The organism is Pseudomonas sp. KH_046_2 (assembly GCF_057838985.1).
In genome coordinates this window covers 175,766-188,685 of record NZ_JBYQOW010000002.1, presented here as the reverse complement: position 1 = coordinate 188,685, position 12,920 = coordinate 175,766, and the positions used below count along the sequence as shown (strand labels likewise).

12 protein-coding genes and 3 pseudogenes are annotated in these 12,920 nt (G+C 59.8%); 10 read left to right on the top strand and 5 right to left on the bottom strand.

Features of this window, described 5'->3' with window-relative positions; translation table 11 throughout:
- Window positions 1–5 precede the first annotated feature (5 nt).
- Entirely contained in the window at window positions 6–2,435 is a 2,430-nt protein-coding gene (locus AC3IX1_RS29770) for a heavy metal translocating P-type ATPase (protein WP_010466031.1), read from the bottom strand.
- 323 nt (window positions 2,436–2,758) lie between these two features.
- Between AC3IX1_RS29770 and AC3IX1_RS29765 the strand changes: the two genes are divergently transcribed.
- Together AC3IX1_RS29765 and AC3IX1_RS29760 are read left to right on the top strand one after the other, a co-directional pair.
- Window positions 2,759–3,412 (top strand): peroxiredoxin, encoded by a 654-nt coding sequence (locus tag AC3IX1_RS29765; RefSeq protein ID WP_010466033.1) that lies wholly within the window; start codon window positions 2,759–2,761, stop codon window positions 3,410–3,412.
- 414 nt (window positions 3,413–3,826) lie between these two features.
- Window positions 3,827–4,033, top strand: coding sequence for a co-regulatory protein PtrA N-terminal domain-containing protein (locus AC3IX1_RS29760; protein ID WP_010466038.1), 207 nt, complete (start codon window positions 3,827–3,829; stop codon window positions 4,031–4,033).
- 201 nt (window positions 4,034–4,234) lie between these two features.
- Here the strand turns inward: AC3IX1_RS29760 and merR are convergent, their stop codons facing one another.
- Window positions 4,235–4,654, bottom strand: coding sequence for a mercury resistance transcriptional regulator MerR (gene merR / locus AC3IX1_RS29755; RefSeq protein ID WP_010466040.1), 420 nt, complete (start codon window positions 4,652–4,654; stop codon window positions 4,235–4,237).
- Window positions 4,655–4,725: 71 nt separating this feature from the next.
- Between merR and merT the strand changes: the two genes are divergently transcribed.
- From merT to AC3IX1_RS29715, 8 genes and pseudogenes are all read left to right on the top strand, one after another.
- On the top strand, window positions 4,726–5,076 hold the full coding sequence (gene merT / locus AC3IX1_RS29750) for a mercuric ion transporter MerT (protein ID WP_102599625.1): 351 nt from the start codon (window positions 4,726–4,728) through the stop codon (window positions 5,074–5,076).
- Between the two features lie 13 nt (window positions 5,077–5,089).
- A complete protein-coding gene (gene merP / locus AC3IX1_RS29745) occupies window positions 5,090–5,368 on the top strand; it encodes a mercury resistance system periplasmic binding protein MerP (protein ID WP_019819715.1) in 279 nt (92 codons plus the stop codon).
- A 12-nt stretch (window positions 5,369–5,380) separates the two neighbouring features.
- Window positions 5,381–5,815 (top strand): organomercurial transporter MerC, encoded by a 435-nt coding sequence (gene merC / locus AC3IX1_RS29740; protein WP_102599624.1) that lies wholly within the window; start codon window positions 5,381–5,383, stop codon window positions 5,813–5,815.
- A 33-nt stretch (window positions 5,816–5,848) separates the two neighbouring features.
- Complete coding sequence (gene merA, locus AC3IX1_RS29735) at window positions 5,849–7,531, top strand: mercury(II) reductase (RefSeq protein ID WP_489261486.1); 1,683 nt, start codon at window positions 5,849–5,851, stop codon at window positions 7,529–7,531.
- A gap of 20 nt (window positions 7,532–7,551) precedes the next feature.
- Window positions 7,552–7,971, top strand: a complete 420-nt coding sequence (locus AC3IX1_RS29730; protein ID WP_489388807.1) for a hypothetical protein — start codon at window positions 7,552–7,554, stop codon at window positions 7,969–7,971.
- Complete coding sequence (gene merD / locus AC3IX1_RS29725; protein WP_010466052.1) at window positions 7,968–8,330, top strand: mercuric resistance transcriptional repressor MerD; 363 nt, start codon at window positions 7,968–7,970, stop codon at window positions 8,328–8,330. Before AC3IX1_RS29730 ends, merD begins: the two co-directional genes overlap by 4 nt.
- The gene (gene merE / locus AC3IX1_RS29720) at window positions 8,323–8,559 is read left to right on the top strand and encodes a broad-spectrum mercury transporter MerE (protein ID WP_010466053.1); all 237 of its coding nucleotides are present in this window, start codon (window positions 8,323–8,325) and stop codon (window positions 8,557–8,559) included. The genes merD and merE overlap by 8 nt, the downstream gene beginning before the upstream one ends.
- A gap of 142 nt (window positions 8,560–8,701) precedes the next feature.
- Window positions 8,702–8,848: pseudogene (locus AC3IX1_RS29715) on the top strand (DUF3330 domain-containing protein); the annotation flags it as partial.
- 3 nt (window positions 8,849–8,851) lie between these two features.
- Here the strand turns inward: AC3IX1_RS29715 and AC3IX1_RS29710 are convergent.
- The 3 genes and pseudogenes from AC3IX1_RS29710 to AC3IX1_RS29700 all read right to left on the bottom strand — a co-directional run.
- Window positions 8,852–9,327, bottom strand: a pseudogene (locus tag AC3IX1_RS29710) (efflux RND transporter permease subunit); the annotation flags it as partial.
- Window positions 9,328–9,408: 81 nt separating this feature from the next.
- Entirely contained in the window at window positions 9,409–9,771 is a 363-nt protein-coding gene (tnpC, locus tag AC3IX1_RS29705) for a Tn3 family transposase post-transcriptional regulator TnpC (protein WP_102599622.1), read from the bottom strand.
- Window positions 9,771–12,785 (bottom strand): annotated as a pseudogene (locus AC3IX1_RS29700) (Tn3 family transposase). Before AC3IX1_RS29700 ends, tnpC begins: the two are co-directional and overlap by 1 nt.
- Between the last annotated feature and the right edge of the window lie 135 nt (window positions 12,786–12,920).

Here is a 12,920-nt window from a genome sequence, read left to right as displayed (position 1 = left end):
CCGAGTCAGTCCAGCTCTCCCAGTGCCGGCCGCCAACGCTTCAGCAGCAGGGCGTAAGTGACCACCGACACGCTGGACAACGCCATCGCCGCGCCGGCCACCACCGGATTCAATAGACCGAATGCGGCCAGTGGAATGCCGACCAGGTTGTAAACGGAGGCCCAGAACAGGCTCTTCAGAATCCGCCCGTAGGTGCGACGGGACAGCATCAACGCATCCGCCACCAGCGCCGGGTCGCCGCGCATCAGGGTGATGCCGGCAGTGTGCATGGCCACATCGGTGCCGGTCGACATGGCGATGCCGACGTCGGCTGCCGCCAGCGCCGGCGCATCGTTGATGCCGTCACCGACCATCGCCACCACTGCGCCATCGGCCTTCAGCGCCTGCACCACCGCCGCCTTGTCGCCGGGCAGCACCTCGGCGCGCACTTCGTCGAGGCCAAGCTGCGCGGCCACGCTGGCGGCCGCGCCACGGTTGTCGCCGGTGATCATCACGGTGCGGATACCCAGTTCGCGCAACCGCGCCACCGCCTGCCGTGCGGAGGGCTTCAGCGCATCGCCGAAGGCGATCAGGCCTACCAATAGTGGCTGCTCGGATAGGTCGGCAAGCCAGGACACGCTATTGCCGGCCTGGGCCAACGTCGCCGCGCAAGCCGCGAGCGGCGACAGGTCCACGCCGAGTTCCTGCATCAACCGCGTGCTGCCCAGGCGCAACTCACAGCCTGCGACCGTGGCCGCCAGACCGCGCCCCGGCAACGCCGTGACCCTGGATGCCGGTAATAAGTCAGCGCCCTCTTGCTGGGCTCTGTCCAGTAGCGCATGCGCCAGAGGGTGCTCGCTGCCGACCTGCGCCGATGCGGCGAGTTGCAGCAAGCGCACGGGATTGCCATCCGCCGCCTCTAGTGCCGTCACCTGGGGTTTGCCCAGTGTCAGCGTGCCGGTCTTGTCAAAGGCCACCACGCTCACCCGGCGTGCGATCTCCAGCGCTTGCGCATCCTTGATCAGGATGCCGTGGCGCGCGCCAACCCCGGTACCGGCCATGATCACGGTCGGCGTGGCGAGGCCCAGCGCGCAGGGGCAGGCGATCACCAGCACCGCTACCGCGTTGATCAGCGGGCCGGCCACCTCGCCGGTCACCCACCAGCCGATCAACAGGGCCATGGCCGCGATCACCAGCACCACCGGTACGAAGACGGCGCTGACCCGATCCACCAAGCGCTGGATCGGCGCCTTGGTAGCCTGGGCGTTTTCGACCAGACGGATGATCCGCGCCAGGGTGCTTTCCGCGCCGACCGCCGTGGTCACGATCAGCAGCAGCCCCTCACCGTTGATCGCGCCGCCGGTCACCGGGTCGCCTTCACCTTTCGCCACCGGCAGGCTCTCGCCGGTCAACAGCGACTCGTCGAGATGGCTGCGCCCTTCGTGCACCACGCCGTCCGCCGGTACCCGCTCGCCCGGCCGCACCACTGCCAGGTCGCCGACGATCAACGTACTTGCCGGCACCTCATACTCCACCCCATCGCGGCGCACGCGGGCGGTGTCCGGCCGAAGCGCCTGCAGCGCGCGAATGGCGTCTCCCGTGTGGCGCTTGGCGCGTGCTTCCAGCCACTTGCCGAGCAGGATCAGGGTGATCACTATCGCGGACGCCTCGAAATAGAGATCCGGGACACCGGGACCGGCATGGGTCGCCAGCAGGTAGACCGACAGCCCGTAGCCCGCACTGGTGCCGAGCGCCACCAGGAGGTCCATATTGCCGCTGCCGACGCGCAAGGCCCTCCAACCGGCCCGATAGAAACGCGCGCCCAGCCAGAACTGCACCGGCGTGGCCAGTAGCAGCTGCACCCAGCCCGGCAGGCTCCACCGCGCCCCCAACAACACGGCGAGCATCTGCACCACCAGCGGCAAGGACAGCGCGGCGGCCACAGCCACCGGCCACCAGTCGCGGTGAGGCGGCGCGGAGACAGCCACTTTCGCAGCCGGGACGCTAGCCTCGTAGCCGGCGGCCGCTACCGCCTGGATCAGCGCCGCCAGCGATACCACGCCGGACACCACCCGGACCCGGGCCGCCTCGCTGGCCAGATTCACCGTGGTCGCCAGCACACCCGGCACCTTCAGCAGGGCCTTTTCGACGCGCCCGACGCATGAGGCGCAGGTCATGCCGCCGATGGCCAAGTCCAGTTCGTCTTCCTTCACGCGATAGCCCGCGCCCACTATCGCCTGGAGCAGAGGCGTCAGCGCGACGTCGGCATCCACTTCAATCGTGGCCGCTTCGCTGATCAAGTTGACGCTGGCGGCAGCAACACCGGGCACTCGGGTCAATGCCTTCTCGACACGTGCCACGCAGGATGCGCAGGTCATGCCATCTACGCCGAGCGTCCATTGCTGGACTGAACCGGCGGGCAAGGCAGGGGTGGTTTCGGGGAGCGCGTTGGTCATCACCAACCTCCGGAAGTATCTCTCTGTCGTAAGGTTGGACCTTGCCATTGCGGCAATGTCAAGCAGCAACGCGATTGCTGGACGAGTCCGCGAAAAGAGGATTGAGGCGGGTCTGTCGACTGAGTCACCAGCTCAATGCTGATGACGCCGCAAGATTCGCTAATTCAAGGACTTACAGAGTGAACAGCCTGGTTTGCGCCTTGTCTTGGTGTGTCTCCTATACTGATTCGCGCCGACAGGTTCAACGCAGACACTCGAACGCCGTCGCAACAGCCGTCAGTGTGCTGACAGCTACCCTTCCAGTCACTGTAAGGAGATCGAACATGGCAATCCGTATTGGCGACGAAGCACCGGATTTCACCGCCGAAAGCACCGAAGGAACCCTCCACTTCCACGAGTGGATCGGCGACAAATGGGCCATCCTGTTTTCGCATCCGAAGGACTTCACGCCTGTCTGTACCACCGAACTCGGTTATATGGCCGGGCTCAAGCCGGAGTTCGACAAACGCAACACCAGGATAGTCGGGCTCAGCATCGACCCGGTCAGTGACCACCGGGCCTGGATCGGCGACATCAAGGAGACCCAGGGGCATGCGGTCAACTATCCGATGATCGGCGACGAGAATCTGGTGGTGGCGAAGCTCTACGACATGATTCACCCGAATGCCGGTGGCGGCCCACGGACTGCGGTGGACAACGCTACGGTGCGCTCGGTGTTCATCGTCGGCCCGGACAAGAAGGTCAAGGCGATGCTGATCTACCCGATGAGTGCCGGGCGCAACTTCGACGAAGTGTTGCGCCTGCTCGATTCGCTGCAATTAAACGCCAAACACGCGGTCGCCACCCCAGTGAATTGGCGGCCGGGCGAGGACGTCATCATTCCCACTTCGGTGTCCGACGAAGAGGCCAGGAAGAAATACCCGCAGGGCTTCAAGACGTTGAAGCCCTATCTGCGTACCGTGGAGCAGCCGAAGTAACAACCGCGGCTATGAAAGAGGGAGCACCTTGCAGCGCTCCCTTCTTCATAGCGCCACCCTAGTGATGCCTCTGGCTCGTGTTTAGAGTGGGGGCCATCAAACGAAGGCGTTTGATCGAGTTGGCCACGGTTGATGCCCACCCGAATGGCGCCGCCGATACCCATAAGGAGCCGCAGGTTGGAGATGCGACTGTGCGACTGCAGATAAGCGGGCTCGTTCTCAAGCAACAGTGCAGACATACCCTTTCCTTCGTTATGGGGTTTGCAGAGTAACGGAACAGAAAGTGCACTTAAGCCCTGCCATCTCCTCTCAGCGCAATAGTCCAGGTACTCCAGCTCTATCCTCTGCTTGATTCCGTACTTAACTACGGAGATAGAGTCGACTCGTGGGTAGAAAACCCGAGAGGAGGCTGTTATGAAATACCTAAGACTGCTACTGATAGTGGGTTCGACTCTGCTGTCATCCACCATATGGGCCGAGGGCGGGAGCGATCGTTCGATTGAGCGGGCCGCTTCTATGCACGACAAGGCTGAGGCGGCCTTGGTGGTGAAGATTGAGCAACGAGGGGCCACGGCGGCTAGCCGTGTCGAAGAGCAGCCCGCCTGTTCACCTGCAAGGTAGTACATGAGCGACCGCTCCACGCTCCGCTCGACCAGACTCAGCGTGAGTTTGTCCTGATAAGGCGTGAGCGTAAATGTCAGATTACCCATCTGTGGCCTCTGCAAGTGCTCCTTTGGCCATTCAGCGGTGCTCATTGAGCGCCGCTTTTTTTTAAGCTCCAGCCGACAAACAGGGGCGCCTTACGAAACTGCTGATCGTAGGTCAGCGCGGCTCTTTGTTCCTATGCAGCGAAACGATCAGCGGACAGGAAACAGTCCCGTGGCTCGCACAACAGTCGTGAACCAGTTGCTCCAAAACTGACTCGATCCGTCGCAGATCTGTGAGCTTGCCGCGCACGTCCTCGAGCTTCTGCTCGGCGAGCACGCGCGCTTCATCACAGTGAGCGCCGTCATCCAGCCTCAATAGCCCGGCCACTTCTTCGAGGCTAAAGCCTAGCCGTTGCGCGGATTTTACGAATTTCACCCGTGCGACATCCGCCTCGCCGTAGCGGCGAATGCTGCCGTAGGGCTTGTCCGGTTCGGGCAACAGCTCCTTGCGTTGATAGAACCGGATGGTTTCCACGTTGACCCCGGCCACCTTGGCGAAAGCGCCGATGGTCAGGCTTTCCAAATTGTTTTTCATACCGCTTGATTCCGTACATGACTACGGGATTAACCTTAAACCATCGATCAAATGCTCGAAAGGAGAAATGCATGTCTGAACCATCAAACGGGCGCGCCCCTCTTGTCGTCGGGGGGCTTGCTGCGATTCTCGCCTCGACTTGCTGTCTTGGGCCGTTGGTACTGATCGCACTGGGATTCAGCGGGGCCTGGATCGGCAACCTGACCGTGCTGGAACCTTATCGCCCGATCTTTATCGGCGGGGCGTTGATCGCGCTTTTTTTTGCCTACCGGCGCATTTTTCGCCCGGCTCAAGTCTGCAAACCCGGGGAAGCCTGCGCGACTCCTCAGGTACGCACCACCTACAAGCTGCTGTTCTGGGTGGTTGCGGCATTGGCGCTGGTCGCGCTCGGCTTCCCTTACATCCTTCCCTTGTTCTACTGATCAGGAGTTCGCCATGAAAAAACTGCTCGCATCCTTCGCCCTTGCCACTCTCGTCGCCACACCTGTCTGGGCGGCCATCCAGACCGTTACCCTGTCGGTGCCCGGCATGACCTGCGCCGCCTGCCCGATTACGGTGAAGAAGGCGTTGACCAAGGTCGATGGCGTGACCAAGGCTGAGGTGAGCTTCGAAAACCGCGAGGCCACCGTCACCTTCGACGATACCAAGACCAATGCCCCGGCGCTGACCAAGGCGACTGAGGACGCCGGCTACCCATCCAGCGTCAAGCAATAGGCGGGCATTCCGATGGCAAATTCTTTCAATCTGTTCACGCGGATCGGTGACAAAGCCGGTTCTGTCGGCGTGCTGGTTTCCGCCATAGGTTGCGCCTCGTGTTTTCCCGCCCTTGCCAGCCTGGGGGCCGCGATCGGTCTGGGCTTTTTGAGCCAGTGGGAAGGCCTGTTCATCACCACGCTGCTGCCTCTTTTTGCTGGACTGGCTCTGCTCGTTAATGCCCTTGGCTGGCTCAATCATCGGCAGTGGCGACGGACTGCGCTCAGTCTGATCGGTCCAGTCCTGGTGCTGGCAGCGGTGTTTTTGATGCTGGCTTACGGCTGGCGGAGCGGCTGGCTGCTCTATATCGGCCTGGCCCTCATGTTTGGGGTGTCGATATGGGATCTGGTGTCGCCCGCCAACCGCCGTTGCGGGCCGGATTCCTGTCCGACTCCGCAGAAACAGTAATACCGACAAGAGACCCATCTGAGGAATAACGCTATGACCAAACTGCAAATCGTCGGCATGACCTGCGCCTCCTGTGTCGAGCATGTGAAAGATGCCCTGGAGCAAATTCCGGGCGTGCACCAGGCGGATGTTTCCTACGCCAGCGGGAAGGCCGAATTGAAGGCCGACGAGGGCGTAAGCCGAGAGCAAATGCAGGCCGCCGTCGAGGCTCTGGGGTATCGAGCGGCGTTCGAAGATTCCACGATACAAGCCCGTCCTGGTCTGCTCGACAAGGCGCGGGGCTGGTTGAGCGGCAGCACTGGCGCCGGGAAAGAAGACGGTAGGCTCCACATTGCGGTCATCGGCAGCGGTGGCGCGGCGATGGCGGCCGCGCTCAAGGCGGTGGAAGGCGGTGCCCGCGTCACCCTGATCGAGCGCGGCATCATCGGCGGCACCTGCGTCAACGTGGGCTGCGTGCCCTCCAAGATCATGATTCGTGCCGCGCATGTGGCCCATCTGCGCCGCGAGAGTCCGTTCGATACTGGATTGTCCGCCACGACACCGACGGTCCTGCGCGAGCGACTGCTCGCGCAGCAGCAAGGCCGTGTCGACGAACTGCGCCACGCTAAATACGAAGGTATTCTGGAGAGCACCCCAGCCATCAGCGTGCTGCGTGGCACCGCCCGTTTCCAGGACGGCCACACGCTCAGCGTGGAACTAGCCGAGGGCGGCGAGCGCATCGTTGCCTTCGACCGCTGCCTGATCGCCACCGGCGCGAGCGCGGCCGTTCCGCCGATTCCCGGTCTCAAGGACACGCCCTACTGGACCTCGGACGAGGCGCTGGCGAGCGATACAGTCCCTAAGCGGCTCGCCGTGATCGGCGCCTCCGTAGTGGCGGTGGAACTGGCGCAGGCCTTCGCCCGGCTGGGTAGCGAGGTCACGATCCTGGCACGCAGTGCGATGTTCTTCCACGAAGACCCGGCCATCGGCGCGGCGGTGACGGAGGCCTTCCGTATGGAGGGCATCGAAGTGCTGGAGCAAACGCAAGCCAGCCAGGTGTCCCACGCCAACGGCGAGTTCGTACTGGCCACCAACCATGGTGAGTTACGTGCCGACAAACTGCTGATTGCCACCGGGCGCTTGCCGAACACCCAGGGCATGAATCTGGACGGCGCCGGCGTGAAGCTGGACGAGCGCGGTGGAATCCAGATCGATCAGGGTATGCGCACCAGCGCAGCGGATATCTATGCGGCCGGCGACTGCACCGACCAACCACAGTTCGTCTATGTGGCGGCGGCGGCGGGCACCCGCGCGGCAATCAACATGACCGGCGGCGAGGCAAAGCTCAATCTCGACGTCATGCCGGCCGTGGTGTTCACCGATCCGCAAGTGGCCACCGTCGGCTACAGCGAAGCCGAAGCGCAGCACGCCGGCCTCGAAACCGACAGCCGCACCTTGACCCTGGACAACGTGCCACGAGCGTTGGCTAACTTCGACACGCGGGGTTTCATCAAGTTGGTCGCCGAAGCGGGCTCCGGCCGGCTGCTGGGCGTGCAGGCGGTGACTCCGGAAGCGGGGGAAATCATCCAGACCGCCGCCATTGCCATCCGCGCCCGGATGACGGTGCAGGAACTGGCCGATCAGTTGTTCCCCTACCTGACGATGGTCGAGGGGCTGAAGCTCGCCGCACAGACCTTTAACAAGGACGTCAAACAATTGTCCTGCTGCGCCGGGTAATGAGCGAGGGAGGTTGAAACATGAGCAACACGGCAGGCGAACTCGGTAGGTGCGACAGCCTACGCAAGACATGGCAGGTGGTCAGCTTCTGGGGGCTGCCTGCCGTCGTGGCGACGATAGCGATTGTTCTGTCAGATCGACGCCCCGCGTTGTTCCTGGCAGTGGGCGCCACGCTGGCCGTGATGGGCGGCGCCTGCCTGGTCAACGCCACGCGTTGTCACCGCCTTCACTGCTACATCACGGGGCCTTACTTCCTGTTGCTCGCGGTTGGTGCGCTACTGGCTTATGTGTTTGACCAAAACGGCGAGCATCTCTCCAGGCTTTGGCTGCTACTGGCTCTGGGTGCTGCACCGTTGCTCATCTGGCTACCTGAGCGCCTAGCCGGAAGGAAATATCTGAGCGCCCCAGTTTGCGGTGAAGATCGGGTGTGTCGGCGATGAATGCCTACTCCATATCCAGATTGGCCGAGGACGCGGGCGTTAGTGTCCATATCGTCCGAGATTATGTGCTGCGCGGCTTGCTGCACCCCGCGCGGCGCACGGAAAGCGGTTACGGCATTTTCGATGAGCGGTCCCTGGCGCGGCTGTGCTTCGTGCGTGCCGCCTTCGAGTCCGGTATCGGGCTCGACGAATTGGCGCGGCTCTGTCGAGCGCTCGATGCGCACGATAGTACCGATGTGATCGGGTGTATCGAGCGCTTGCTTCGGCAAATCGCGACACGGCAGGCGGCTTTAGCCGCAGTGAAAACGGAGTTGGCCGGGCTGACCCATTGCGCCGTCGAAGGTCACGCCCATGCGTAACACCAACCAATCCGAATCAATCAAGATACCCCGCTGGCGCGCCTACACGTGGGGTGTGCTCGCCGCGCTCACTTGCCCCTGCCATTTGCCGGTGCTGGCATTGCTGCTTTCGGGGACTGCGGCCGGGGCCTTCGTCAGCGAACATTGGGGCCTCGCTGCGCTCGTGCTGGCGGTTCTCTTCATCCTCTTCCTGAGAGCGGCACTGCCGGCCTTTCGGGAGCGGCAGTGACCAGCTCAGACACTGCGCGGTCTCCGCTGCAGAATTGTGGCAGGCTCGGGAGCGTCGGGAATTTCTACTGCACTACCAGCCGCAGGTCGATCTGTGCACAGGTTCAATCACGGGTGCGGAAGCGTTACTAGTTCTTGGACGATGGAGGAACCCCATCATGAACGCAAACAACACCCCTACCATCAGCTGCTGCGAATGGTGCAAGGACATTCCCCTTGACGCCGCGCTTACGCCGGAAGGTTCCGAGTACGTCGTGCACTTCTGTGGCCTGGAGTGCTATCAACGCTTTATGCAGGGTGATAAAGCCGACCAACGACGCCACCGACAACGATATTCCCGCCAGCCACATGGCGATCACGCTACCGATCAGCACCATCGGAATATTGCCCATAATCATGGCGGCCAATATCGCCGATTTATAGCGGCTGTAGAGCACCATAAAAATTAGCGAAAGAGAGATCAGCGACAACCCGGCGATCAACTGACTGGCGGCTTCTTGGGCCTGAAACTGCCCTTCCAAGCTGACAAAGTAGCCTTCGGGCATTTTCTGATCGGCCAGTACCGCGCAAATCTGCGCAATGATGGCGGCCATGTCCGAGCCGTCGCTGTTGGCGGCCATCACGATGCGCCGGCGGCTGTTCTCGCGGCCGATTTGATTGGGACCATCGGACTCCTCGATGCTGGCGACTTGCGACAACGGCACCTTGCCTTTTGGCGTATCGGATCACGCGCCGAGTCAGGCAGGCGCACCACCAGATTGAAGCGCTTGTCCGGACAGAACACAGCCAAAGCTGCACCTCCCTCCTTCGGGCCTTTCGAGAGCAGATGCGGCCAGTTCATCACGCAGACTTAGCTCTGATAGTCAGGAGTTAGCTCCACTAAAGCGCTCAGTTGCTCGTAAGTAGCGTTCAAGCAGGAACTTAAAGCTACGAGTTCATCCTGTAGCCGCTCGGCTTCCTCCCAAATACTGTCCACATCGGCTGTGGGGATAGTTAGAGGAGCACCATCCAGCACCGTCAGTGCCATGGCGTGCAGGCGTAAGAGATCATCTCTAATGCTACCGATCCCTCCGATTTCAGCGAGGCAGGCATCCAGCCGGTCCACCACGTTAATCAATTGAGAAGTCTCGTAGCTCGCGCGTAGGGAATCAAGTGCCTTGGCATCGACTTCCCCGTAGGGTGTCACTCGAAACGAAGCGGGTGGAATGTGCATCAGTTCGCCTCAACTTTGCTATTGGGCATCTGTTGCGCACGCATTGAACCCGCAGCGTGCTGGAAAATGGAATCCTTGATCCAGGGTTCTGGTGGACGCTTGAGGCTGAGATTGAATTCCCCAAAGCGTTTGACGTTGCTGGTCAGGTAGGGACTGAGAAACGATACGTCTTCGTCGGTAAAATGCCAGCCATCACGGGCGAGCTTCTGCAGGATCCGCATCATGTCGACGGTGTTCTGCAAGATCACCGAGGAAGCGATCATATCGCTGTAACGCAAGCGCTTCTGTTGCTCATCTGGATCGTTCTCGGCGATGACATCGCCGCCGAAGGACAGCCACTTCGAGAAACCGTTGTAGGACTCGATCTTGTTGGTATTGGCGGTTACTTCTTGGCGCAATTCTCGGTTGCCGATCCATTTGAGCAGGAAAATGGTCCGGATCACACATCCCAGCTCCTGCGCTGCATGGTAGAGCTTGTTGCGCCGACTGTAAGAGCCGAGTTTACGCAGCAGCATTGGCGAGGATATTTTGCCGGCCTGAATCGACAGCGCCACCTGCATCAGATCCTGCCAATGGGTCTCTATCTGGCTCCAGCTGACGGTATCAGTGAAGAAGCTGTTGATGTGCTTGTACTTGGCCGAGCGATCGGGCCGATACATGACCAGGTTGCGCCAGTTGCGGATGCGAGGCATTAGATTGATACCCAACAAATGGGTGAATGCAAACACTGTTGCGGACTGGCCTTGAGTGTCTGAATAAACCGTATCGACTTCAACGCTATGATCCGCTTTCAGCAGGCCCTCGATGACATAGATAGCCTCCCAGATACCCGGAGGGATGAAGTGCTGAAAGACCGCGATGTAGTTATTTGCCACATGTCGGTAGGCGACCGCGCCCATCTTGCGATAACGAAAATGGTAGCCGGCGAGTAAGTTTTCATCGTAGAAGTCAAATTGTGTCCCGTCGGCCGCGACCGCCTTGCCGTCGCCCCAGAGCTTGGGCAGATCGAGCTGGAGATAAAGCTCGACCAACTCCCGGTTAGCCTTATCCAGCTTGTCGAGTGGCAGGTGCCGACGATTGGTGTAAGACAGCATGTGTGGGGTCACGTTACCCGCCAGATGGCGAGCGGCCTGGTTCGGCCCTAAATTGCAGCCCATGGCGAAGATCGTCATCAGGTAGCGCTCGGCCGGATCTTTCAGTTTGGGATCGCTGCCGGACATCGGCCCGAAATGACGGGTGAACTGAATCCAGTGTTCGATGTTGGCCATAATGTCAAGCACATGCCTGGCAGGCATACGCTGTGTGATAGCCGTTTGTAGCGAGATTGCTGAAGGCGGGATGTCACGGGCGACCACTCGGCGCAACACAGGATCACCGGCCTCATTAATTGACACGTCACTGCGGCAACTGGGAAATTGGTCATCCAACTGCTGAGCAGTATTCTCAAGTTGCTCCTTCAAGCTGGCGACAAACTCTGTGGCCGTACTCGGCAGGCCGACCTTTTCGCAGTATTCCGGTAGACGAGCCAGACACTCATCCCAAGGCAATAACTGTTTGCGGTAGTCAGCAAACGACTCCGAACCAAGCACACAGATATCGCCAGAGCGAAGCTCATTGGCCAGATGGGAAAAAACTCAGACTTCCAGGAAGCGCCGGTTGGTCGGCGGCCCTTCGCTGGCGGCGCGACGGACAACTTTGATCCAGCGATCCGAGCCGAACGACAGGTTCACATGCTCGCCGATCCATTCCCTATGCAGGTTCTCATTGTTCTGGACCAACTGCAGAGCCTCGATAAGCGAGCGATCCTGGGTTGTTGGCTTCAGTTGCAGCAGATGGCTCAAGCGGAACAGCAGTGATCGATGGGATTTGAAGTGCTTCCAGAGTAGCGGGAGATAGTTACTGCCGCCTGTGGCCTGGACTTCGGCGCAGGCCTCGCGAAGGTGATCAAGACTCCCTTCGGGAGACAGATACTCGCGAATCAAGCTACCGGCTTCCTGGTTACTTGGTTCTTGGCTGAGAATTTGAATCACGCCATCCAAGGTGGCCACGAGCAACTCTAGCTTTTTCCGCTGACATAGCTGGATTTGCTCCAACTCATCCTTGGCTCGTTTGTGAATCGTCGCGATTCGCTTGATGAACATCTCAGCAAGGTGATCCCGTGCTCGTACACGCATGAGGTAGATCAGAGCCAGCATCAATGTGTAGCGCTTTGGAAGCGAACAATCCTTAAGCTCTGAAATATCCGCTTTCTCCGCTTGATTCGCAAAAAACCAAATCTTGGTATCAACGATCCCCTCAAAGATGGCGTTGAGATCACCGAACCCCTCCAACCAGCCTAAGTGGTCGATCAGTATCTCCAAGTGTTTGCGAGAGGGTTTCTTGGGGATCTGCTTCAGGCCATTGAAGTCGCTTTGGCGACGACCGAAATCGGTGTCAAGAAGCTCTCTGAGACGGTAGATCACATCAATTGGAGCTCTATCGACGACTCGATTGAAAATCTTTTCCTGGAAAGCAACTTGGGCGTCTTCAGCCGCGTCATTGAGCGTCGAGTAGGCCGGGAGTTCGTAGCCTCGCTCAAGCAGCTCACCAATCAGGACATTGATGACATCAACGCGCTGATCAAGGACCTCCGCCGCTTCGTGGGCAGTTTTCTCGGCAATTTTCAGAGCATCGCTCCCATAAAACGGGGTGATCTGTAGATATTGACGGATAGCTGTTTGATGGCGATACAAGGTTCGGGGGTTCGCATAGCGAGGCGCTATGCGAACCCCGTAACGGAGGCAAGACCTGACATGATTGACAATTTCAGTTGGAATCTCTTCAAGACTGGGGAAGTAATGAAGTTGTTGGAATGTTTTCAGCAGAACGGCTAAGCCAATGGTAAGAGCAGGGCTTTTAGCCGTTCTAGAGAGCCATTCAAGCTCAGATTCTGAGAGCGAATAGTACTGATGAAGTTCTTTCGTCGACAGGTGCGCCGGCACCTTCGGATAGGCTGTCCGCTCCAGAGAGGCCATAGGGTTCGTCCCTCAAGGAAAAGCAAATGCTTCAGCATAGACGGCTAAACTTAGGCGAGGTCAGGCATCACATTATAAAATTTAAACTTTAGCTATATCATAATGTTACGGAACGAATGTCCTAATTTTCCCTTA